22 protein-coding genes are annotated in these 24,127 nt (G+C 27.6%); 18 read left to right on the plus strand and 4 right to left on the minus strand.

Going from position 1 to position 24,127, the window contains the following annotated elements; translation table 11 throughout:
- Positions 1 to 104 precede the first annotated feature (104 nt).
- From AC2JAQ_RS03515 to AC2JAQ_RS03530, 4 genes are all read left to right on the plus strand, one after another.
- Positions 105 to 998 carry an SPL family radical SAM protein gene (locus tag AC2JAQ_RS03515; protein WP_488457930.1) on the plus strand — a complete coding sequence of 298 codons (894 nt, stop codon included), beginning with the start codon at positions 105 to 107 and terminating at the stop codon, positions 996 to 998.
- A gap of 142 nt (positions 999 to 1,140) precedes the next feature.
- Positions 1,141 to 2,043, plus strand: a complete 903-nt coding sequence (locus tag AC2JAQ_RS03520; RefSeq protein ID WP_488457931.1) for a carbon-nitrogen hydrolase family protein — start codon at positions 1,141 to 1,143, stop codon at positions 2,041 to 2,043.
- A 732-nt stretch (positions 2,044 to 2,775) separates the two neighbouring features.
- Positions 2,776 to 4,866 (plus strand): sialidase domain-containing protein, encoded by a 2,091-nt coding sequence (locus AC2JAQ_RS03525; RefSeq protein ID WP_488457932.1) that lies wholly within the window; start codon positions 2,776 to 2,778, stop codon positions 4,864 to 4,866.
- A 53-nt stretch (positions 4,867 to 4,919) separates the two neighbouring features.
- Positions 4,920 to 6,074, plus strand: coding sequence for a cyclically-permuted mutarotase family protein (locus AC2JAQ_RS03530; protein WP_488457933.1), 1,155 nt, complete (start codon positions 4,920 to 4,922; stop codon positions 6,072 to 6,074).
- A 44-nt stretch (positions 6,075 to 6,118) separates the two neighbouring features.
- Here AC2JAQ_RS03530 and AC2JAQ_RS03535 read toward each other — a convergent pair whose 3' ends face one another.
- Both AC2JAQ_RS03535 and AC2JAQ_RS03540 read right to left on the minus strand, forming a co-directional pair.
- Complete coding sequence (locus AC2JAQ_RS03535) at positions 6,119 to 7,783, minus strand: GxGYxYP domain-containing protein (RefSeq protein WP_488458767.1); 1,665 nt, start codon at positions 7,781 to 7,783, stop codon at positions 6,119 to 6,121.
- 182 nt (positions 7,784 to 7,965) lie between these two features.
- Positions 7,966 to 8,661, minus strand: a complete 696-nt coding sequence (locus AC2JAQ_RS03540) for a MurR/RpiR family transcriptional regulator (protein WP_488457934.1) — start codon at positions 8,659 to 8,661, stop codon at positions 7,966 to 7,968.
- A gap of 79 nt (positions 8,662 to 8,740) precedes the next feature.
- Here AC2JAQ_RS03540 and AC2JAQ_RS03545 point away from each other — a divergent pair, with 79 nt between their 5' ends.
- The 9 genes from AC2JAQ_RS03545 to AC2JAQ_RS03585 all read left to right on the plus strand — a co-directional run bounded on the left by AC2JAQ_RS03545 (position 8,741) and on the right by AC2JAQ_RS03585 (position 18,010).
- Complete coding sequence (locus AC2JAQ_RS03545; RefSeq protein WP_488457935.1) at positions 8,741 to 9,355, plus strand: AAA family ATPase; 615 nt, start codon at positions 8,741 to 8,743, stop codon at positions 9,353 to 9,355.
- A 156-nt stretch (positions 9,356 to 9,511) separates the two neighbouring features.
- Entirely contained in the window at positions 9,512 to 10,813 is a 1,302-nt protein-coding gene (locus AC2JAQ_RS03550; protein ID WP_488457936.1) for a PTS sugar transporter subunit IIC, read from the plus strand.
- 219 nt (positions 10,814 to 11,032) lie between these two features.
- Positions 11,033 to 12,232 (plus strand): MFS transporter, encoded by a 1,200-nt coding sequence (locus AC2JAQ_RS03555; RefSeq protein WP_488457937.1) that lies wholly within the window; start codon positions 11,033 to 11,035, stop codon positions 12,230 to 12,232.
- Positions 12,233 to 12,294: 62 nt separating this feature from the next.
- Positions 12,295 to 13,518: an MFS transporter gene (locus AC2JAQ_RS03560; RefSeq protein ID WP_488457938.1), complete on the plus strand. Its 1,224-nt coding sequence runs from the start codon at positions 12,295 to 12,297 to the stop codon at positions 13,516 to 13,518.
- Positions 13,519 to 13,710: 192 nt separating this feature from the next.
- Positions 13,711 to 14,532 carry an SDR family oxidoreductase gene (locus AC2JAQ_RS03565; RefSeq protein ID WP_488457939.1) on the plus strand — a complete coding sequence of 274 codons (822 nt, stop codon included), beginning with the start codon at positions 13,711 to 13,713 and terminating at the stop codon, positions 14,530 to 14,532.
- Between the two features lie 68 nt (positions 14,533 to 14,600).
- A complete protein-coding gene (locus AC2JAQ_RS03570; RefSeq protein WP_488457940.1) occupies positions 14,601 to 15,425 on the plus strand; it encodes a MerR family transcriptional regulator in 825 nt (274 codons plus the stop codon).
- A 93-nt stretch (positions 15,426 to 15,518) separates the two neighbouring features.
- Positions 15,519 to 16,865, plus strand: coding sequence for an MATE family efflux transporter (locus tag AC2JAQ_RS03575; RefSeq protein ID WP_488457941.1), 1,347 nt, complete (start codon positions 15,519 to 15,521; stop codon positions 16,863 to 16,865).
- A 194-nt stretch (positions 16,866 to 17,059) separates the two neighbouring features.
- Complete coding sequence (locus AC2JAQ_RS03580) at positions 17,060 to 17,485, plus strand: N-acetyltransferase (RefSeq protein WP_488457942.1); 426 nt, start codon at positions 17,060 to 17,062, stop codon at positions 17,483 to 17,485.
- A 348-nt stretch (positions 17,486 to 17,833) separates the two neighbouring features.
- Positions 17,834 to 18,010, plus strand: coding sequence for a hypothetical protein (locus AC2JAQ_RS03585; protein WP_003477030.1), 177 nt, complete (start codon positions 17,834 to 17,836; stop codon positions 18,008 to 18,010).
- A 183-nt stretch (positions 18,011 to 18,193) separates the two neighbouring features.
- Here the strand turns inward: AC2JAQ_RS03585 and AC2JAQ_RS03590 are convergent, their stop codons facing one another.
- Positions 18,194 to 18,655 carry a DUF2798 domain-containing protein gene (locus tag AC2JAQ_RS03590; protein WP_488457943.1) on the minus strand — a complete coding sequence of 154 codons (462 nt, stop codon included), beginning with the start codon at positions 18,653 to 18,655 and terminating at the stop codon, positions 18,194 to 18,196.
- A 281-nt stretch (positions 18,656 to 18,936) separates the two neighbouring features.
- Here AC2JAQ_RS03590 and AC2JAQ_RS03595 point away from each other — a divergent pair, with 281 nt between their 5' ends.
- Positions 18,937 to 19,350 (plus strand): MarR family transcriptional regulator, encoded by a 414-nt coding sequence (locus AC2JAQ_RS03595; protein ID WP_488457944.1) that lies wholly within the window; start codon positions 18,937 to 18,939, stop codon positions 19,348 to 19,350.
- Positions 19,351 to 19,548: 198 nt separating this feature from the next.
- On the opposite strand, the gene AC2JAQ_RS03600 is transcribed toward AC2JAQ_RS03595, so the two are convergent.
- Positions 19,549 to 20,277 (minus strand): HAD-IA family hydrolase, encoded by a 729-nt coding sequence (locus tag AC2JAQ_RS03600; RefSeq protein WP_488457945.1) that lies wholly within the window; start codon positions 20,275 to 20,277, stop codon positions 19,549 to 19,551.
- A 245-nt stretch (positions 20,278 to 20,522) separates the two neighbouring features.
- Between AC2JAQ_RS03600 and AC2JAQ_RS03605 the strand changes: the two genes are divergently transcribed.
- The 4 genes from AC2JAQ_RS03605 to AC2JAQ_RS03620 all read left to right on the plus strand — a co-directional run bounded on the left by AC2JAQ_RS03605 (position 20,523) and on the right by AC2JAQ_RS03620 (position 24,111).
- Positions 20,523 to 21,380 (plus strand): helix-turn-helix domain-containing protein, encoded by an 858-nt coding sequence (locus AC2JAQ_RS03605; protein WP_488457946.1) that lies wholly within the window; start codon positions 20,523 to 20,525, stop codon positions 21,378 to 21,380.
- Between the two features lie 164 nt (positions 21,381 to 21,544).
- Positions 21,545 to 22,231 (plus strand): Dph6-related ATP pyrophosphatase, encoded by a 687-nt coding sequence (locus tag AC2JAQ_RS03610; protein ID WP_488457947.1) that lies wholly within the window; start codon positions 21,545 to 21,547, stop codon positions 22,229 to 22,231.
- A 276-nt stretch (positions 22,232 to 22,507) separates the two neighbouring features.
- On the plus strand, positions 22,508 to 23,677 hold the full coding sequence (locus AC2JAQ_RS03615) for an iron-containing alcohol dehydrogenase (protein WP_488457948.1): 1,170 nt from the start codon (positions 22,508 to 22,510) through the stop codon (positions 23,675 to 23,677).
- Positions 23,678 to 23,700: 23 nt separating this feature from the next.
- Complete coding sequence (locus AC2JAQ_RS03620) at positions 23,701 to 24,111, plus strand: cupin domain-containing protein (RefSeq protein ID WP_488457949.1); 411 nt, start codon at positions 23,701 to 23,703, stop codon at positions 24,109 to 24,111.
- Positions 24,112 to 24,127 lie beyond the last annotated feature (16 nt).

Raw genomic sequence — 24,127 nt, forward strand, 5'->3', positions numbered from 1 at the left:
AAACAGAGCCTAATTTAAAAAGAGAAATTATATTTTTATCTATAAACACAATGGATTTTAATAAGGATATAATTAAAATAAGATATATAGAAGGAGAGGAATTTATGGAGTATATACCAGCTAAAAAAATTGTATCAGGATATATGGAGAAGAATTCGTGGTTTGGGCTTAATTACAATATGAATATATATAAGGGGTGTTGTCATGGGTGTATATATTGTGATTCAAGGAGTAGTTGTTATAATATAATAGATTTTGATAGAGTAAGAGCTAAGGAAAAATCTACAGAAATAATAGAAAAAGATTTAAAGAGTAAAAAGAAAAAAGGAGTAATAGGAATAGGGGCAATGAGTGATCCTTATAATCCTTTTGAAAAGAAATATTTACTTACTAGAGAAGCACTTAAATTATTAGATAAATATAATTTTGGAATAAGTATTGCCACAAAGAGTAGTTTAATAACAAGAGATATAGATATTTTAAAAAAGATACAAGAACATTCAGAGGTATTAATAAAAATTACTATTACAACATATGATGATAACTTATGTAAAAAGATAGAGCCAAATGTAAGTCATAGTAGTGAGAGATTTAAGGCTATAAAAGAATTAAGCGATAATGGAATAGATGTTGGAGTACTTCTTATGCCAATACTTCCTTTTATAAATGATAGTGAAGAAAATATTATTAATATTATTAGAAAAGCTCATGAATGTGGAGCTAAATTTATATTTTCTTATGGACTTGGAGTTACTTTAAGGCATAATCAAAGAGAACATTTTTATAATAAATTAAAAGAAATCTATGGGAATGATGAAATAGTAAAAAAGTATATTGACACTTATGGAGAAAAATATGAGTGCCCACCTATGAATTCTTCAAAGCTTTGGAAAGTATTTAAAGAAGAGTGTGAAAAATATGGACTTCTATATAAGATGGATGACATAATTAAAGATTATAAAAGCAGATATGAAAAAGTTCAAATGAGTTTATTTTAATTCTTAGAGAATTTTTCCTAAATTTTCAATACGGTATATGTTTAATTTTATCAGTGCTTGAGGCTATTTAAGGAATTAGAATATGTTGAATATCTATAAGGTGAATACAGGAAATTAAATTATTAATAGGGAGAGAAGTTTTATGAAAAGTTTTAAAGTTGGATTAGTACAAGAAAAAGCTTTTGAAAATAATATAGATATGAATTTAAAGCTAGGATTAGAATATGTGAAAAAGGGAAAAGAACTTGGGGTAGACATAGTGCTTTTCCCGGAGATGTGGTCAAATGGATATAATCCGCCATATGAAGATACCTTTGACAATCCTTTTGATGAAAGATATGAAGAGGAAAGAAAAAAATGGCTTGAAGAAGCTATTGATGAAGAGAGTAATTATGTAAAATCATTTAGAGAAGTTGCTAAAGAGTTAAAAATTGGAGTTGTAATTACCTATCTTTCAAAAGGAGAAAAAGCTCCACAAAATACAGCTTTAGTAATTGATAAAACTGGAGAAATTTTGATGAAATATTCAAAGGTTCATACTTGTGATTTTTCATTAGAGGCTTTGCTTCAAGGAGGCGAAGAATTTAAGGTTTGTGATTTTAATGGTGTTAAAGTAGGAGTTATGATTTGTTATGATAGAGAATTCCCAGAGAGTGCTAGAATACTAATGCTTAAAGGAGCAGAAATTATCTTTGTGCCTAATGCTTGTGATATGAATCCAGCTAGACTAAATCAATTATCAACAAGAGCCTTTGAAAATATGGTGGGAGTTGCTATGGCAAATTATCCAGGAGAAAAATGGGGATATTCCTGTGCATATAGCCCTATAGTTTTTAATGAAAATGGTGATTATGTTCATAATAAAATAGTTGAGGCTACAGATTTAGAAAAAGGAATAATTGTAGCTGAATTTAATTTAGATGACATACGTGATTATAGAAAAAGTGAAACTTGGGGAAATGCTTATAGAAAAGTTAAAGCTTATGGCAAATTAATAGATAAGGAAGTAGAAGAACCTTTTATAAGAATAGATAATAAAAAATAGATAAAGAGGATTATGGTTTTTTTATAAACCATAATCCTCTTTATCTATACAATTGATAGGTAAATTTAAGAAAATTATTTTCGAAAATATAATTTAGTGAAAAAAATTTTCTTGAACATAAAATTTAATAAGAAAAATATCGATTTAAAGGCTAAAACCCTTAATTTTTAGAGTAAGTTGATAAATATTTCTTATATTAAAATTAAATTTAATATAAGAAATATAAAGATTAATAATAAATTTGTGAAAAAACAATAGAAAAACTTACCATGAAAATATCTTTATTATATTGAAATTTCTTTAGAAAAGGATTACAATGTGAAATATAAGAAAAATATTTTCAAATAATTATTGTTGTGAAAATAGTTTTCAAAAATAATAAAATTTTTTAGAGGAGTTGCTTTTATAATAAAAACTTAAATTATGTTTTAGTGCCCTAAAAAGTAATTAAATATACATTTAGTATTTAATAATTTTTATTAAACATTCTAGTAATTAAATTTTAGTCGCTGCATTTCAAAAATTATATTCTTAAAAGATTTAAAGAGAACTAAGAGAAAAAATCTTTTTATCAAAATAAGTAAATATCATAAAAATAACACTTAATATATTCTAAAAGATAAATCCAGAAATTATAAAAAACAATAAGAAAAAATTTTACTTCGTATGTTTTAGCATTAAAAATTAATGCTATTTCAAAATAATAAAAAATTATTTATGGGAGGATGTAAAATGAATTACAAAGGGATAACTTTAAGTTTAGCGGCTGCTATGGTTATAAGTAGTGGTAATTATGTATTAGTTAAAGGAAGTACTTTAAACTCAGAAGAAAATAATAGTGGGTATGAGCTTAATGTGGCAAATGGAGAGAGTTTAAATTCTCTAGGAGAATATAAAAGCATCAACCTAGAGAAATCTAACGCTTTAAACATTACAGGAGATTTAGAAAAATATAAAAACTTAGATCAAGGTACCATTCTAGTAAAATTCAATTTAAAAGATTCTAAAATACAAAGCTTATTAGGGATAAGTAATAGTAAAACAAAAAATGGATATTTCAATTTTTACGTTACTAATTCAAGAGTTGGGTTTGAGGTTAGAAATCAAAAAAATGAAGGAGATACACAAAAGGGAACTGAAAATTTAGTACATATTTATAAAGATGAGCCTTTAAATGAAGGGGATAATACTGTTGCTTTAAAAGTTGAAAAGAACAAAGGGTATAAGCTTTTTATTAATGGAAAGTTAGTAAGAGATGTTAAAGATGACAATACGAAGTTTTTAAATAATATAGAGAATTTAGATAGTGCTTTTATTGGAAAAACTGATAGATACGGACAATCTAATGAATATAATTTTAAGGGAAATATAGATTTTATGAATATATATAAAGAACCTGTAAGTGATGATTACTTAATAAATAAAACAGGAGAGACTAAGCCTAAAGAGGAAGTGCTTGTGGATGGAGCAATTAAGACGAAGCCTATGGATTTATTCTACAAAGGATTTTTAAACTCTAATAACTATAGAATACCAGCTTTATTTAAAACAAAAGAAGGTACTTTAATAGCTTCTATAGATGCAAGAAGACAAGGAGGAGCAGATGCACCTTATAATGATATAGATACTGCTGTTAGAAGAAGTGAAGATGGCGGTAAAACATGGGATGAAGGAAAGATAATCATGGATTATCCGGATAAATCTTCTGTTATAGATACTACTTTAATTCAAGACGATGAAACTGGAAGAATATTTTTGTTAGTAACACATTTTCCTTCAGGATATGGTTTTTGGAATGCTAAATTAGGAAGTGGATTTAAGAATATTGATGGAAAAGAGTATTTATGTCTTTATGATTCATCAGGTAAAGAATTTACTGTAAGAGAAAATGCAGTCTATGATAAAGATGGTAATAAGACAGAGTATACAACAAATAATCTAGGAGATTTATTTAAAGATGGAACCAAAATAGATAATATAAATTCTAGCACATCACCTTTAAAATCAATGGGTACAAGCTATATAAATCTTGTATATAGTGATGATGATGGAAAGACTTGGAGTGAGCCACAAAATATTAATTTCCAAGTTAAAAAAGATTGGATGAAGTTCTTAGGAATAGCTCCAGGTAGGGGAATACAAATAAAAAATGGAGAACATAAAGGAAGAATAGTAGTTCCTGTTTATTATACAAATGAAAAGGGTAAACAATCTAGTGCTGTAATATATAGTGATGATAGTGGAAAGAACTGGACAATGGGAGAATCTCCAAATGATAATAGAAAATTAGAAAATGGAAAAATAATAAATTCTAAAACTTTATCAGATGATTCACATCAATTAACTGAGTGCCAAGCTGTTGAAATGCCTAATGGTCAAATAAAATTATTTATGAGAAATTTAACTGGATATTTAAATATCGCTACAAGTTTTGATGGTGGAGCTACTTGGGATGAGACAGTAGAGAAAGATACAAATGTTTTTGAACCATACTGTCAATTAAGTGTTATAAGTTATAGTAAAAAAGTAGGTGGAAAGGATGCTGTTATTTTATCAAATCCAAACTCAAGTACAAGAGATAGAGTAAATGGTACTGTAAGAGTAGGATTAATCAATCAAGTAGGAACATATGAAAATGGGGAACCTAAATATGAATTTGATTGGAAATACAATAAGTTAATTAAACCAGGATACTATGCTTACTCTTGTTTAACAGAATTAAGTAATGGAAATATTGGATTGTTATATGAAGGAACACCGAGTGAAGAAATGTCTTACACAGAAATGAATTTAAAATATTTAGAAAGTGGTTCTAATAATTAATAATTCATTTAATTTAAAGTTTAATTTAGGGATTTTGAGAGGGGTAAAAAATTATGAAAAAAATATTGAAATATGGAATACTACTTACCTTGCCACTTGTTTTAGCAGGATGTGGAAGTAAGGCTAATGATAGTGACAATAAAAATAAAGAGCTTACTTCAATTAAGTGGACTGTTGATGGTGAACTAGAGGCTCAAAAAGGACAAAGTAAAAATATAGGAACGGCTGGATTGCTTTATGGTAAGACAAAAGATTATATAGTTGTTGGAGGAGGAGCTAACTTTCCAGATGAGCCAGCAGCTAAAGGGGGAGCTAAAAAGCTTTATCCAGATATATATGTTTTAAAGAATGAAAATGGTAATTTAAAACAAGTAAATCATACAACATTAGATTATGAAATTGGTTATGGAAGTTCAATAACTGCTGAGGAAGGGATTTATTATATAGGTGGAAGTCCTAATGAAGAGGAAGGGAATAATGTTTCTCTTATTACAACTGATGAAAAGGGTGAAGTTAGTTTAAAACATGTAGGAGATTTGCCTTTTACATTCAGTGATGGGTTTGCTGTTAAAAAGGAAAAGGATATTTATTTAGGCCTTGGAAAGCAAAATGGAAAAGCTAGCAATAAGGTATATAAATTTAATATTGAAACAGGAAAAACTGAAGAGTTAAAAGAAATTCCAGGTGAGCCTACTAGAAATCAAGCGGTTGCTCAATTATTAGGCGACGATATATATGTATTTAGTGGTGGAGACAAGATAGCATATACAGATGGTTATAAATATAGCATTAAGGATAATTCATGGAGCCAAGTAGCTAATGTTAAGATTGGAAATGAAGAAATTTCACTTTTAGGTGCTAATTCAGTAAAATTAAATGATGATGAAATGCTTGTTATAGGTGGATTTAATAAGGCTGTTTATGATGATGCTGTTAAAAATTTAAATACTTTAAAAGATGAGAGTTTAGCTGAATTTAAGAAAGAGTATTTTGGAAGAGATCCTCAGGATTTTTCTTGGAATACAAAAATATTAATTTATAACTCAAAGAGTAATGAGTGGAAGTCAATTGGAGATGTACCATTTAATGCACCATGTGGAGAAGCATTACTACTAGATGGTGATAATATATTCTCAATAAATGGAGAAATTAAGCCTGGAATTAGAACAAATAAGATTTATTCAGGTGAATTAATTTATAAAAAATAAGGAGAAAGACTATGCCTTTTATTTTAAGGCATAGTCTTTTTAGTTTATTGATCAACTTTATCTAAGTTTTTATTTATTAACTTCATAAAATCAGTTGGAGTTACCACCTTAACTTTAGGATTCTTAGTTAATTTATTTACTACATCATAGACATTATCCATAGTATTACTCCATACATGAACATATACAAAGGTATAGGAATTAGGATCATTTAGCTTAGTATGACCAGCAAGAACTCTATTATTTATGTTAGAAATAAGTTGGTCTTCAGTTTCTAGTCCTTCCCAAAGTAAATCGCGGCAAGAAACTACAGGTTTATCATTTGACCATATTATTTTTCCATCATAACTATTATTTTTATAATAATTAAGATAAAAAAGTCCATTTATATTTGATTTAGTAGTGTATTTATTCCATAAATCTTTTTTATAAAGGACATCATCATCAAGAATTAGTACATAATTTTGATCAACTTTTTTCATATAATTATTTAATCGGGTTGTGTAGTCATCTAATTTATTAGGTGGAAATTTACTTGGATATATATATCCATTACCAGAGGGAGAAACAACAAAGTTGTCATTGCAAATTGAAGCTTTAGCACTTTTATAGTATTCTTCAAAAACAGTAGGAGCCAAGTAGTAAAGTGATTGACTTATTGACCATCCTAAATTAAAAGTACCTCTATAAGGAGAACCAAACCAATTTTTATTATTATAATTGCTTCCAAGTAGCCACTGTTGATTATCTCCATCAGACATAATAAAGGTTACGTAATGAAAGCCATCTTCTTGTTTTATTTCTTTTAAACTTTTTTGAGTTAGATCCTTTGTAGGAAAAGAACTTAAAACAGAAAGATTATAAGACCAATCAGCAGCAATCATATCAATTCCATATTTTGAAGAAAGTGAAACATTTCCGTGTTCATCAGGTCCCCAACCTAATATACATCCATTATCATCTATAGAACTGAAAATTTTATCTCTTAAATCTGTACTATTAATATCTTCATAGAATATAAGAGATTTAGACATTATTGCATAATCTCTTAGGGCAGTAGTTTTATCTGGGGATAGCTCTATAACTGTTGAATGATTTAAACCTGAATTCCACAAGTTCTTAAAAGCCCAGCATTTATCTGTATTTCTACAATCCTCAATTAAATTAGTAATTCCATGTTCATTTAACTTAGATTCTATAGCTTCATCAATAGCCAAAGCATCTTTTAAAGAAGCAAGAGTACATGCATTGTTAATTGAAGGTGATTTGAAATTACTATATAGTACATATCCTTTAATATATTGTTTAAAAATATTTATTAATTCCCATGGATCTTCAATTTTAATTTCTTTAATTTTATATTCTTTTTTTAGAGTTTCTAGCCAAATTTTATAATCACTCTCACTTGAAGGAAGAATATAAATTTGAGTATCTGTTTTGCTTGAAATAAGTCCTTGAAGTGTTGCAATCATAGTTTTTTCTGCATTAGTCATTTGGTTTTCCATTATTACATAAAGTGATTTTGGAATTACAGAATTTTTTATATAGGGAATATTATTTTCATTTGATAGAGTTAATGAAGATTCACAATTTATAAGAAGATTAGAATTTAGGAGAGTAAATGCTTTGGTGTTAGTAGGAAAAATGGTAACTATGCAACTTATAATAACTAAGAAAATTAAGAAAAATCTTTTGAATATTTTCATTATAATTCCTCCTGTGGTTTTCATTAATAAATAGCTTTTGTTAAATCAATAAATTTATTCTTTATAAAAACCACAAGAGTAAAATTAATAAATACAATGTTTTAAATTTTTATAACATGTTTTTAAAGACGTTAAAACTATTTTATAATTGTATTTTATAAAGTAAAGTATAGGCATAGAAGTCTTTATAGAGTTTGTGTTAGAAGTTCAATAGCGATAATACATTCACCAGAGAAAAAGTTACTTTCTACTTTAAATTTAGGATTAGTCTTAGTCTTTATAGAAAGATTAGATAAGCTACTTATTTTATTGTTCTCAGAGCCTGTAAAGCTTATAATTTCTAAATTGTTTTCTTTAGCTTTAGTTGCTAATTCAACAAGTCTAGGTGTATCACCAGATTGGGAAATTATTATTAATAAGAGTTTATTAGCATTATCTTTATTTAAAAATTGTATGTGAAGCTTTGAAGTTATATTAAATCCTTTTAAAAATAAGGATTCTGATATATAATCGGCAACAATTTGAGAAAAGCCCATACCTGTTACGACTATTTGCTTATCTTTATACTTATTAAGAAGTTTTAAAAAGTTTTCTTTATATGGATTTAGGGAATTTTCAATAGCTTCATAAGGACTATTAGATTTTCTTCCTAAACTTTTATTTAAATTGTCGTAATGGAGAGCATAAATCATATCAGCATAACCATCAAAACCTAGTTTTTTTATAAGCTTATAAATAGTTGCAGTAGAAGTAAAGTTTTCTTTAGCTAGTTTTCTAATACTAATATTTTTTATGTCATTTATATTTTTTTCTAAGTAATTTAGAATATTTATTTCAAGTTCATTTAGATTGTATTTATCAGTAGAATAAAAAAATGTCATAAAATCACCTCTATGAAGTACTGTTTTTTAAGATAAATTATAACATATTTAAATACTTATTTTAGATAGGAGAGTTATTATGAGTAAAAAATTCATTCAAGATCCATGGGCAAATATAAGAACAAGAAATGGTTTAAGAGGAGACGAGGTTATATCTTCCCTTCAAAAATCAATAAGAAGAGGGCTTGTTGAAGAAGCTTGTAAATTTGCTTATGAAATGTACATAACTTCACCTCAAATGGAGGATAAACTTTGGAGAAGACTTATAACAATCACTGTTGAAGATATTGGAATGGGAGATACTAATGCACCAATTTTAATAAATAATTTAAATACTATGAGAAAAGAGTTTGACTATGCAGATGGAGATAGACCTATATTCTTCATACATGCTATTAGATATCTTTGTGCATGTGAAAAAGATAGATCAAGTGATTTACTTAAAAATATAGTTATTAAAGGATTTGCAATGGGAGAAGTTCCAGAAATTCCTGATTACGCTTTAGATAAGCACACAGTTAGAGGCGCTGAAATGGGAAGAGATTCATTCCATTTTTTACATGAAGCAAGTAAAGTTATACCTCAAATGAATGTAGATAATGACTATAAAGAAAGATATGAAGAAATACTTAAGGTTTATAAACCAGAAGATGCCGTTGAATCAGCATTTAAATATAATGGATTTCAATATTAATTAAAAGATAAATCTCTTTAAGGGGTAGGACTAATTGAGAGATAAATTAACATATCTCAATTCAAAAAATTCTTTGAGGAAGAATTTTGAGTTTTATTTAATAGGACAAGTGTATACGAGATTAAGGATTAAAATTTTATAAGGGGATAACTTAAGATGGAAAACAAATTTTTAGCTAAATTAGATGAAAAACTGTCTCCTTTAGGAGCGAAATTAGGGAACCAAATACATTTAAGAGCCATATCAGCAGGAATGATGATGCCTCTTGCACTTATAGTTGTTGGAGCTTTATTTTTAATAATAGCTAATCCACCAATAAATATGGATTTAGTAGATGTGAATACATCAAATATACTTATTAAATTCTTAATTAATTGGAAAAACTTTTCCACTGAAAATTATGCTTTATTAACAGCACCTTTTAATATGACAATGGGGATATTTGGCCTTCTAAGTGTTTTCGGAATTTCTTATTCATTGGCAAAGGAATATAAGTTAAATGCACCAATAGTAGGATTAATATCAACTTCTGTTTTTCTTATGGTTGCAGCTCCTGCTATTGAGGGAGGAATAAGTACTCAATTTTTAGGGGCAGATGGATTATTTGTAGGAATAATAATATCAATTTTGTCAGTTGAAATAACAAGATTTATAGAGTTAAAGGGATTAAAAATGAAATTCCCAAGTTCAGTTCCACCAGCAGTAACATCTTTTGTCAACTCTATACTTCCAGTGTTAGCTAACATAGTAATAATATATGGGTTAAATATTATCTTAGTTTCTATGATAGGTAAAAATATTCCTGAGGCAATAATGAGCATATTAACACCAGCTTTATCAGTTGTAGATAATATTTGGGGATTCTTATTTATAATAACTTTTGGAAATATTCTTTGGTTATTTGGAATTAATGGAACATCAATAATATTTCCAATACTATTTTCACTTGGAATAACTAACACTGGAATTAATAGTGAGCTTATAGCGGCAGGACAAGATCCAACAGCACTTATGAATCTTCAGATGTTTAGAATAGCTATAATGGGGGGAGCTGGAAATACCTTAGGTTTAGTTCTACTAATGTGTAAGAGTAAATCTATACATTTAAAGTCACTAGGTAGATTATCATTAGTACCAGGTATTTGTGGAATTAATGAGCCAATAATATTTGGAGGGCCAATAGTATTTAATCCAATACTTGCCATACCATTTATTTTAACGCCAATAGTTACTTGTGGCTTAACATATTTTGCTCAATTAACTGGGTTTATAACACCGGGATACATAGTAGATCCATCATTTACACCATTTTTTGCACAAGCATATTTATCATCTTTAGATGCTATGAATGTTCTTTTTGTATTTTTACTTATACCAGTAAGTATGGTACTTTATTATCCATTCTTTAAAATCTTTGAGAAAAATACAATGAAGAATGAAATGGTTGCTACTAACTAAATAAATTTATGATTTAAAATAATTATTGAATTTCTTTAGTTAATTATATATATGGATTAATAAAATAAAAACTCTATAGAATAAATAATAAGTTTAAAGCATTTAGGAGATTATACCTAAATGCTTTTTTTATTAATTTTAGATTACATATTTTAATAAATGAAGAAGGCGAAGAATAGAATAAATAATATAAACTTTGTTAAGTAAGTAGGAGAAGATATGAGAGTAGGAAATAGTGTGTTTTTTAGAAAAACAGAATTAAGAAATTTTTGCACATACAGATTTATTTTTGGAATAAGTTATAGTCTTATGATTCCTATAATTCCATTATTCTTAGAGTCTATAGGTATGGAGACTGTTGTAATAGGGACAGTTATGTCCTTATATGGTGTTAGTAAAACTCTAGCACAAATGCCTTTTGGAATTATTTCAGATAGGATGGGGGATAAGTCAACTTTAAAATTAAGTTTAGGTTTAATGACAATTGTTCCAATAGGATATACATTAACTAATAATACATTAGCTGCAGGGAGTTTATATGTAATACAGGGAGCGGTTTTGGGTATGGCAGCTCCAGCCACTTATTCTATACTAGCTAGGTCATTAGATTCTAGAAGAAGAGGAGAGTGTACAGGCTTTGCATCAGCAGTTTTTACCTTTAGTGGTGGAATAGGTGCAGCAATTGCAGGATATATTGTAACACAGTTAAATGATTATAATACTGTATTTTATTTAGCTTCTTTTGGAGTATTTATTACTTTAGTTTATGTATCATTAAAGATAACTAAGGTAAAAGTAAGTAAATCATGTGGAGGAAGTAAAGTAGGATTAACGTGTATATTAGAAGAATTAAGAAGAAAAGATCTTATATACAAGGTTCTAGTTCTTGGTTCAATAGCTTTCTTAGGAGATTATATATATTCTTGCGTTGTAGCACTTTTTCATTTTTATGGACGAGATGTCTTAGGTACGTCCACATCTTATACTTCCTCAATTATATCAGTTTATTTATTGGTATTTGGATTAGGAGCTCCTTTAGCAGGGTATATTAGTGATAAAATAGGAAATAGTAGGCAATTACTTTTATCCTTTGCTGTAATGAATGTAACCTTACTATCTCTCGTAATAACTAGAAGTGTACCAATTTTTACAGTGGTTATAATAATGTATTTTTTAGGAGCTACTTTTTTAAATGCAGCTCTTCAAAGTTCTCTTTCAGAATTTGGAGACAATCATATAGTCAAAGGATTTGTTTTTGGTTTTGTTGGTTCATCAGAATCTTTAGGTTATGCCTTAGGACCACTTATTTCAGCATATATCTATGAAGTTAATAAAAATTATTTGTTCTTGGGTTTACTAATAGTTTCAGTTTTAGTTACAGCTTTATACATAATTTTATTTAATAAAGCTAAGATATAGTTTTGAATAATAATTTAAGAGATGAAGGATACTAAAGAAAAACTCAACTTAAGGAGTTAGCCATGAATATAAAAAATAATGTTTTATTTAAGAAAAAAGAATTATTAAATTTTTGTATTTTAAGGTTTATATTTGGTATAAGTTATACTTTTATGATACCTATAATATCTCTTTATTTTGATTCAATTGGAATAGGCACATTATTAATAGGAGTAATAATGTCACTTTATGGATTGAGTAAGGCACTAGCTCAGGTTCCTTTTGGTATGGTTTCAGATGCTATAGGAGATAAGTTGTTACTTATAGTTGCTCTTGTCTTAATGTCTTGCGTTCCTTTTGCATATACCATTTTTCACACAAAGATTTTAGCAGGGAGTATATATATAATTCAAGGAGCAGTTTTAGGAATGTCGGCACCAGCAAATTATTCTATACTTTCAAGATCTTTAGATGAAGAAAAAAGGGGAGAATGTACAGGGTATGCCTCAGCAGTTTTTACTCTTGGGGGCGCTATTGGAGCTATTATAGGAGGATTTATAGTATCTAATATAAATAACTATAATATGGTTTTTTATGTATCATCAGTAGGGATAATAATTTCACTTATATTTACCATATTTAAAATTAATAAACCAGAGAAGAAAATGGATAAATGTAAAAAGTCAAAGGAAATGTTGGGATGTAGGATAAAGGTAATATTAGAAGATATAAAAAAATATAAACTTGCTCCAAAAATAATCTTGCTAAGTTCAATAGCTTTTTTAGGCGACTTTATATATGGATGTATAGGATCCATTTTTCCCTTTTATGGTCGAGATGTTTTAGGAGGAACAATATTTTACACTTCATCAATAATTTCAATTTACTTATTTGTTTTTGGTTTATTTGCTCCTTTGGGTGGATGGACTAGCGATAAAATTGGAGTAAAAAGACAATTATTTTTATCATTTATAGTTATGGATCTATCTTTATTTGCATTATCTTTTATAAGAAGTATGACCTTATTTACCATTGTAATAATTATTTATTTTTTAGGAGCAACATTTTTAAATGCCTCTCTTCAAAATTCATTAATGGAATTTGGAGAAGATGAGAATATAAAGGGTGTAATTTTTGGAGTCGTTGGAGCATCAGAATCTTTAGGCTATGCAGTAGGTCCATTGATTTCATCATATGTATATAAAATAAATAAAGGATGGCTATTTCTAGGGTTATTAGTAATATCAGTTATAGTAACATCAATATTTTTAGTGCTAAAGAATAAAGCTTTAAGTATAAAAATATAAACACTAAGGATTAAATATTTGCTAAACTTAAGCAGAAAAGCTTCTTAACGCTATTATTAGATATATGATTTCATACTATATGCTTATTAAGATGATCTTATATATCTATCTAAAAATTAATACTAGTTTTAAATAGATATAAATATAAAAAATTATATAGTTGTATTAACTGTAAATAGGAGTGTAGAAATAATGAGAAAAGTTATATTAATTACAGGAGCAAGCTCTGGAATAGGTTATGCAACAGCTAAATTATTATTAGAAGAAGGGAATACTGTATATTGTACTGCAAGAAGAGTAGAGAGAATGAAAGAACTTGAAAAAATTGGTGGTAAATTAATGTTTTTAGATGTTAGAGATGAAGAATCAGTACAAAAAGCAGTAGAAACCATAATTAAAAACGAAAGTAGGATTGATGCGGTTTTTGCTAACTCAGGATATGCTTGTGCAGGAGCATTAGAAACTATAGATATAGATGATGCAAAAAAAGAATTTGATGTTAACTTATTTGGAGTGTTAAGAACTATTAAGGCGGTTATGCCTCAAATGAGAAAACAGGGATATGGGCATATTATTGTAACATCTTCTTTAGTAGGAGTAGTTTCCACACCAATGATGTCTTTCTATCCAGCTTCAAAGCATGCATTAGAAGGTATGATTGATGGTTTTAGAATGGAAAATGCGAAAAGTGGAATTAAAGTAGTAAAAATACAACCTTCATTTATTAATACTGAATTTATAAATCCAGCTATGAAAACACTTGATAAGACATCAAAATCAAAAAATGCTGAAGCTTACAAAGAAGAATTCATGTTATTTAAAAAAAGTTTCACTAAATTAATTACCAATGCACCACCAATAAAGGTAGCAAGAGTTGTATCAAAAATAATTTCTAAAAAAAATCCTAAAAGTCAGTATTCCGTAAATATTGACTGTATATTATGCAAAACATTAAAAAGAGTATTTGGAGATTTGGCAATAGATAAATTAATGACTAGAATATTTTTGAAGTAAAGAATAGTTAATTTTTAAGGTATAATAAAAAATAAATATGAGAGTTAAATAGAATGGAGAGAATAGTTTTGAAAGATAAATTTACCATAGGGGAGTTTGCAAAACTTAAAAATATTACTTCTGAAACTTTGAGGTATTATGATAGGATTGGATTGCTAAAGCCAATTAAAACAGATGAAAAAACAGGTTATAGATATTATTCTATTTTACAATATGAAAGACTTAGTACTATTCTTGAACTTCGTCAACTAGGTATGAGTATTGAAGAGATTAAGAAGTATTTTAACAATAGAAATCTAAATCAATCTCTTAATATTTTAAAACAAAAGTACAATGAACTTGAAGAAAAAATAAAAGAATTAAAAGCTTTAGAAAAAAGTACTAAAGAAAAGATAAAACATTTAGAGTATATCTCAAAAGTGGATCATTCAGAAGAGATAATTATTAAAAATATTGAAAAAAGATATGTTATTACTTTTGATAGAGAAATTTTCAATGAAGTTGAGTTAAATTACTCCTATGTTGAACTTGAGAATGAGCTTAACGAAATAGCTCCTATCGTAGGAAGTAATAGATATGGAGCTATTATAGGAGAAAAAAGTTCTAACAATATTATTGAAAGAGTATTTAAGTTGTTTTTGTTTATAGATGACACAGGAAATATGGATGAGAATAAGATTAAAATTATTCCAAAGGGAGATTATGTTTGCATGTATTACAAAGGTTTTATATGGGACATTAGCTCAAAAATTGAGAAAATGATAAAGTTTATAGAAAAAGAAAATTATGAGATTTGTGGAGATATAATAGAGATTGTACAAATTGATATTAGTGTTACAGATATAGATGATGAAGAATTATTTGAAATACAAATACCTGTAAGGATTAATTAATTTATAAGGAGTTAATTTATAACTTGACCTTTGTGTTACACAAAGGTTTAAAATTAGTTCCGTCAAAATATTTTATTTTTACAGGAGGAAGAGATGAAGGAAAACATATTAGGAACTGAGAAAATATCGAAATTACTTGTTAAATTTATGATACCAGCAATAGTTTCTATGATTATAGCTGGTGCTCAAACAATTATAGATGGTATGTTTTTAGGAAATTATGTTGGAACAAATGCAATGGCAAGTGTAAATATTGTACAACCTTTTATGCAGGTTATAATAGGGTGTAGCATGATAATAAGTGTTGGTTCATTAAGCTTTATAGGTAGAAGTTTAGGTGACAGAAATGAAGAAGAAGCTCAGAATATATTTAAAACATCATTTATATTAATCATAATATCAACTATTATTATTTCGATTTTAGGAATATTTTTTAGTGAAAGGATAGCTTTTATATTAGGGGCTGATCAGGTCTTATTAAATGGAGTTGCAAGTTATGTAAAAATAATTTCAATGTTTGCGCCTCTAATTGGTTTAATGTTTTTATTTGGATTCATAAATAGGGTAGTTGGAAGACCAGATCTATATTTAAAAGGAATGATTTTAAGTGTTATTTGTAATATAATATTAGATTTTCTTCTTATAAAGAAATTAGGTTTAGGTGTTAGTGGAGCAGCTATTGCCACAGGATTAGCCTATGTAGTAGCATTTTTTGTTGTTATAAAGCCAATGATTGATAAAAATAATATTGTAAATGTATTTAAGGGTAAATTTGATAAGTCAGTAATAGTACCTGTAGTTTATAATGGTTCATCAGAGGGAGTTACTGCAATAGCCATAGCAACAACTGCCTATGTATTTAATATGGCTTTTATGCAGATAGCAGGAGCAGCAGGTGTTGCAGCATTTACTACTATAAATTATATAGGAGAATTCGGGGTACTAATAATGTTTGGGATATCAGATGGAATAGGACCAATTATTAGTTATAATCATGGATACAAAGATAAGGATAGAGTAAAGGAGACCTTAAATTTAGCCATAAAAATAAACTTAATTGTTGGGGCAATATTATTTTTAATATTATTTGTTTTTGGAAAAGAATTAGTTTCAATGTTTGCTAAGGGGAACGAAGAGGTATTAAAATTAGCAATAGATGGTTCTAAAATATATGCATTTTCATTTTTAATATGTGGATTTAATATAATAAAATCAGGTTATTTTACATCAATAGGTGATGCAAGGGCATCAATTGTTATTGCAGCAAGTAGAGGAATTGTATTTATAATTTTAGGAATAATAATTTTACCAAATCTTATAGGAATAAGTGGAGTATGGTTAACTATTCCTTTTGCTGAAATTGTAACTATAATAATAAGTATGTACTTAACTAAAATTAGTTCTAAAAATTTAGAGATAGAGATGATTACTCAGCAATAGAAATTAAAATTATTAATAGAAGTAAAAGGATATAGGTAGATTAACTAAATATGTTATCTAACCTATATTTTTTTATGAAATTTATAGGAGATTTTTTAAAATATATGTATACTTGATATAAGTATATTAATTATTTAAAAAAATAATTAGATTAGTATGAATCGGAAACTTATCGTATGGAGGAGAAAATAAATATGGAAATAAGAGAACTTATGAATAGTGAAATAGATGAAATTATGAAAATATGGTTGAAAAGCACAGTGAAAGCTCATGATTTTATTGAAGAGGAATATTGGAAGAAAAATTATGAGGTTGTAAAAAATATTTATATTCCAATGGCTAAGAACTTTGTTTATTATGACGATGGAAAAATAAAAGGTTTTATAAGCATAATTAATAATGAGTTTATAGGAGCTTTATTCGTCGATGTTAAAAATCAGGGGAATGGCATAGGAGGAACTTTAATCGATTATGTTAAAAGGAAATATGGAAGCATAGAGTTAGCTGTCTATAAGATGAATGAAAAAGCAGTTGAATTTTATAAAAAGAAGGGTTTTGAAATAATCAAGGAGCAAGAAAATGAGGATTCAGGGTTTTTAGAATACATAATGAAATGTTAAGACTTATATTGAAATTACTAACTTTTTAAAAATCAAAAATAGTAAGACTAATAGAGGCTTATGTGATATATCAGTAAATAGTATTATAAATGATATGGAGGAAAGATTAATCGATTAATTGAAAGCTTTGTGCATAATAGGCGCTTGTGATTAGTGACTAACAAATTCAGAGCTATTAGTTTGGCCTGAAAATTTCACTGATTTGAAAGCAATATATGAAAATAAAACTTTAGATATAAGTGGAATCGGTGATATGATTGTGTAATAATCAATATATAAGAAACTTTTTATAATGTGAAAAGCTAATAAACTATATAATATTTATATGGTAGAAGGAGAGAGAACAAAATGAAAAAATGCTTATATTGTGGAAAAGATTTAGAAAAAGAACCAAAGGAAAATTATATAGAAAATAAGGTAGGATATTTCTGTAATGAAGATCATTTTGATAAATATATACTTTCTTTAACTCCGGAAGAGTATATAGAAGTTCAAAATTCTTTCTGCGTATGTAGTGATGACTAGTTTAAATTATTTTTTATTTGCAAAATTTATTAATAATATATATCATGCATTTAAATATTCTTAAAATTTTAATAAAAAGGAAGTTTAAATCAATAATTGAGAAAAAATTAAAGATAAATAAGATATAGCAACATGTATCAAAAGATTATGATACATGTTGTTTTTTTAGTTGGGTTTAGAATTTTAATTAATAGCAAAAACTTTTCCAAAAGAAAATCTAACTAAAGGAGATATTATTAATAAATTAAGTGGTAATGCTACAATAAAATTTCTTGCAATACAGTATGGGTATATTTTTATTGCTTCTAAATTGAAGCCAGCAACAACTATAGAACCATAAAGAGACATTAATAAAACCATTCCTATAACCATACAAGTAGATATAGCTATAACAATTTTTAAAGGATGTGTATTTTCAGTTGGTTTAACTATTTTAAAGGCAAGAGGTTTAGCAAGTTTACTCACTACAAAAACATCTAAAAAAAGTGCTACAATGAATCCAAACCAAAAGTCTTTAAATAAGTTTGAAAGCAAGCTTGAATTTAGTCCATCATTTAAAATCATATTATATACTGTCATACAAAGTACCATGCCAAAACACATCATTAATGTAAAAATAAATTTTTGAAATTTAGTGTTTCCCATAAAAAAATCCTCCTAAGTAAAAAAATAAAGTCAACTAAGTTGACAAATTATATTATAACAATAAAGGAAAGAAAAAGTCAACTAAGTTGACTTTGGGTATCGGGGTTATAAATTTAGGTTAAATAATTATTTAGAGATTAAACTATATAGTAGGGATTTTATATTGAATTATGTAAATTAAAATGAAAGATTAAAATGCAAATCTTAATGTGATAAAATATATTAAAGTATGAAGAAGTAAAAAGGAATAATAAATAAAATTATGATAAATAGGTGAGGGAATGGATAAAGATTTAAATATAATAGACTTAGTAAGTGAAAAACACATAGTTCTTAGAAGAGAAGTTGAAGATAGATGGTTAAAAGAAAATGAAGAAGAAATTTCTCATACAGAGGCAATGCTTTTGGCTAAAATTAGTATGGGCAAAATATCTATTGCAGAGGTTGCTAGGCAGGCAAATGTTTCCAGACAGGCAATGTTTAAATGTGCAAAGAAATTAGAGAGTAGAGGCTATTTGAAGTTTAAAAAGACAGAAAGTAATAGTAAATATACAGAACTTACTGAAATAGGAAAAGAATATTGCAAGAAAAACAATGAACTTAAATTAATTATAGAGAAAGAAATAGAAAAGAATATAGGTAAGGAAAATTTAGAAATTATAAAAGAAATATTAAAAAAAAGATGGATAGAATAGGAAGGTAACTAGGCTATATTATTAAATATACGTATAGTGAACTAGTTAAAAAGAATCTAAAAAACTTTCTATGTAATGTAGACTATCTAATATAACCACATAAAAAAGGAGCTATATTAAATAATTTTTTTATATAGCTCCTTTTTAGGGTTTTGTATGAATGTATATTTAAATTTTAAGTTAATCGGGGGAATTAACTTAATTCAGTATGTCGTAAATATCATTTAAATTTCTTACTACTAAGATGTTCCTATATTTTATTTTGTTATAAATATAGGATTTAAAATCTCTACATAATATTATTGGAGTAATACCAAATTTCATAGCAGCTTCACAGTTTTTAGGGTTATCATCAATAAATATTGATTCCTCTGGTTGAACATTAAGTTCTTGTAAAGCTAGTCTAAACATAAGTTCATTTGGCTTAGTTATTCCTTTTTGAGAAGAAATTATAAATGAAGAGAAATATTTTCTCAAGTTCATGTTTATGAATATGCCTTCTAAAGAGGGCCAAGCATCTGATACTACTGCTAGTTTATATGATTGACTTAGTTTTTGAAGAGTACTAGGCACATCTTCAAAGAAGGTATATTTTTCATAATTGTATACATAATCATTTGTTATTGATTTAATATCCTCATTAGTTAAATCTAATTCAGGAAGATTATTAGAAATAATCTTATAATATTCTAAAAAATGAGTATATTCATCACTTTCAGTAAGAATAAATTTTTGTTTATCTATATATTCATAAGCCTTAGAGAAGGCATTATTTCTTTTGGATTTTTTTATGGAATCAAATTTTTGTTTGTCCACATATTCAAAAAAGTTAGGTGTTATAAACCAATGACCAGTAGTTGGTCTATTTAAAACTCTACCTGAATCAAATAAAATTGCTTTAACTTTACTTTTATCAAAAGCTTTCATATTTTAAAGAACCTCTTATCTTTACTTTTAAAAAATATATTTTGTAACTTCTTTAATATAGTAATATGAAGATTTATTTATTACAATATTTATATATGAATATAAAACTTACTTGAAAAGTTTATGATATTAAGTTGAATGAAATTCAAGTAGGTCTATTTTTATGCTAATTATTAAGCATATAATAGCTTTAATAAGAGAAAAAATAAAGTTTAGTGGCATAATAAGTTTTGGGAGGAATGCATTTGAAAAAGGAATTAGATGAAATTAAAAAAATAGAAGAAGATATAGAAGTTAAAATAGAGTCTATAAAGAATGAAGTTAAAGAAGAAAAACATGATATTAATAAGGTTAAGGTTTTAAAAAATACTATATATGATAAAACTTCAAAAGTTTTTATATATAATTTAAAGAAACTTATTCAACTTGAAGGAACTCAAAAAAGATTAGCAAAGAAGATTGGAGTTTCAGAGGATTTGCTTTCAAAATATAAAACTGGAGAAGCTTTTCCTTCCATAGAAACACTAATGTATATATGCAAGATATATGATTTAAGTTTAGACAAGTTTCTAAACAGAACTTTAACTGCTATGGATATGGATAACTTAGAAAATAATAATGGAATAGATGAAGAAATATTTGAGGATAACTATTATGCATATTTTTTAATTACTAACATAGGCAAAGAGGGCGGAATACATGAAGGAAAAATTGAGTTTAGAGAGGAAGAGGTAATATTCAAAATCCTTTCAAAGGGAGAAGTAGTTAAAGCTTTTAAAGGAAATTATACAGTTTCTGAAAAACTTATATTTTTCAATCTACAAAGTGGACATGATGGTATAGCATATATAAATATGATAAAACCTAATCTAAATAAAAATAAATACATAGGTGGATTAGCATTAATGATGTTACCATCAGATGCAAACAGTAAGCCTTGTGTACAAAAAGTTTTAATAAGTAAAACGAAGATAGATAGAGAAGGAAACAAAGATGAATTAAAGAGTTTTTTAAATTTTCCTGAGAAGAGTAAGGAACTTGGAAATATAAAGATCTCTCAATGGGAGGATGAAGAGGTATATGACTTTATAAGTAACTATTAAGATGAATAAGGTATATTATATTGACAATAAATAATAGAAGATAAAAAGAAAATAAATTAGGCTGATTCATAAAGGTAATATTAGATTAGAAAACTACTTTTTTATAAGGAAGGAGAAGCTACTTAATAAATAATATATTTTTTTATTAGTAGCATTAATAAAATATGAAAAAATGGAATGATGGTGCAAAAGATAAAAAGTTCATAGCCTCATATAGTGGAGGAAAAGATAGTACATTAGCTTTATATAAAGCGATGCAAGAAGGAACAGCCGTAGGTATTATTGTAATGATGGAGGAAGATGGAGAGAGATCAAGAGCTCATAGTCTTTTTCCATCTGTGCTTAAGGCACAAGCAGAAGCAATTGGACTACCTCTTTTTACAGCTGCTACAAATTGGGAAGACTATGAAAAAGTTTTTGTAGATAAGTTGAAAGAAGCAAAGGCATTAGGTGCAGAGGTACTTGTAACAGGAGATATTGATGTGCCGGAAGAAGAATGTTGGCATGAAAGAGTTACTAGTAGTGTAGGGCTTGAACTTGGTATGCCACTTTGGAGAAAAAGTCATAAGGAAGTAGTTGAAGAATTCATTAATTTAGGATTTGTAACTAAGATTGTTACAATTAATCTAAATAAAGGAATGAAGAAAGAAGATTTAGGAAGAACTCTTACTCTTGATTATATGAGAGAATTAGAGAAAAGAGGAATTGATCCTTGTGGTGAAGCGGGGGAGTTCCATACTACAGTTATAGCAGGACCGCTTTTTAAAGAGGAATTAAAAGTTAAACAGGGAAAAATAACATCAGATGGAGATTATATGTACTTAACTTTAGAACTTGAAGATAATATTTAAAGGAACTTATTGATAGAATAATAACAAGCAAAATAGGAGCTTTGGATTCAATTCCTACTTGGGATGAAATATTAGAATTAAGTAAATAAAAATATAACTACTTCTATTTTTGTATAGAGTAATAAAGGTTTAAGATAGACTTTTTAATAGTCTATCTTATTTTTTATTCAAATAATTATAAAATCTTTTAAAAAGCTATTGACTTGGAGCTAACTCCAAGGAGTAGGCTATATTTGTAGCCGAAAATAAAATAGATAGATTAAGGAGTGAATAATTATGGCTTTTGATATGTATGTACCAACAAGAACATTATTTGGAGCAGGTAGATTAAATGATTTAAATACTCAAAAACTTCCGGGAAAGAAGGCAATGATAGTAATATCTAATGGAAAATCAACAAGAGAAAATGGATATCTTGCAAGGACAGAAGAACAACTTCATATGGCAGGAATAGAGACCGTTGTATTTGATAAGGTAGAACCTAATCCATTAAAAAGTACTGTTATGGATGGGGCTGCTTTTGCAAGAAAAAATGGCTGTGATTTTATTGTTGCTTTAGGTGGTGGAAGTTGTATGGATGCTTCAAAAGCAATAGCACTTATGGCAACAAATGAAGGAGACCTTTGGGATTATGTTGTTTCTGGAACAGGAAATGGAAAATCTATTAAAGTAAATACACTTCCAATAGTTGCAATAACAACCACTGCAGGAACAGGATCAGAAACAGATTATGGTGCTGTTATCACTAATGCAGAAACAAATGAAAAGACAGGAATTGTTCATGAATTATTATTTCCAACATTAGCAATTGTTGATCCAGAATTAATGTGTACAGTTCCACCAAAGTTTACTGCATATCAAGGATTTGATGCATTATTCCATAGTGTGGAAGGGTATATTTCAAATAGAGCAAATTTAATGAGTGATATGGTAGGAATTACTGCAATAGAAAATGTAAGTCGTAATCTTGCCAAGACAGTTAAAAATCCTAATGATTTAGAAGCTAGAGAAAAAGTTGCTTTTGGAAATTATTTATCAGGAATTGAAATGTGTGTTGGATCAACTTCAAGTCAACATTCATTAGAACATGCAATGAGTGCATATCATCAAGAATTACCACATGGAGCAGGACTTATTATGCTTAGTAAATCTTATTTCACACACTTCATAAATAAACATGTTTGTGATGAACGTTTTGTAAGTATGGCAAAAGCTATGGGGATGAAAGATGCAAAAGAACCTATGGATTTTATAACTATGCTTGTAAAATTGCAAGAAGATTGTGGTGTAGCAGATTTAAGAATGTCTGATTATGGAATCAAGCCAGAAGAATTTGAGATGATGGCTAAAAATGCTATGGATACAATGGGCTTTTTATTTGCTTGTGATAGAGTAGCTTTAAGTGTTGAAGATTGTATAGATATTTATAAAAATTCATATAAATAAAAATTTATAAGGAGCGGATTAAAATGAGTAAAGAAAAAGACTTAATAAATAATTCGATTTTCTCAGTTGGTGAAAAATTTGAAAGTGAAAATTTTATAGGAACAGTATATTTAAACATGCTTACACCTTTTGAGAGTGCTTGTCCTATAGGAAATGTAACCTTTGAACCTGGATGTCGAAATAATTGGCATGTTCATGCAGGAGGACAAATACTTTTAGTTACTGGGGGAAGAGGTTATTACCAAGAAGAAGGAAAAGAAGCACAAGAGTTACATGCAGGAGATGTTGTTGAAATTCCAGCTGATGTAAAACATTGGCATGGTGCAGCTAAAGATAGCTGGTTTTCTCATCTTGCTGTGGAAATTAAGTCAGAAAAAGGAGCTACAGAATGGTTAGAAGCTGTAGAAGATGAGATATATAACAAATTAAAGTAAGGAGAACAAGATTTAT

It is taken from the genome of Clostridium sp. LIBA-8553 (genome assembly GCF_057782465.1).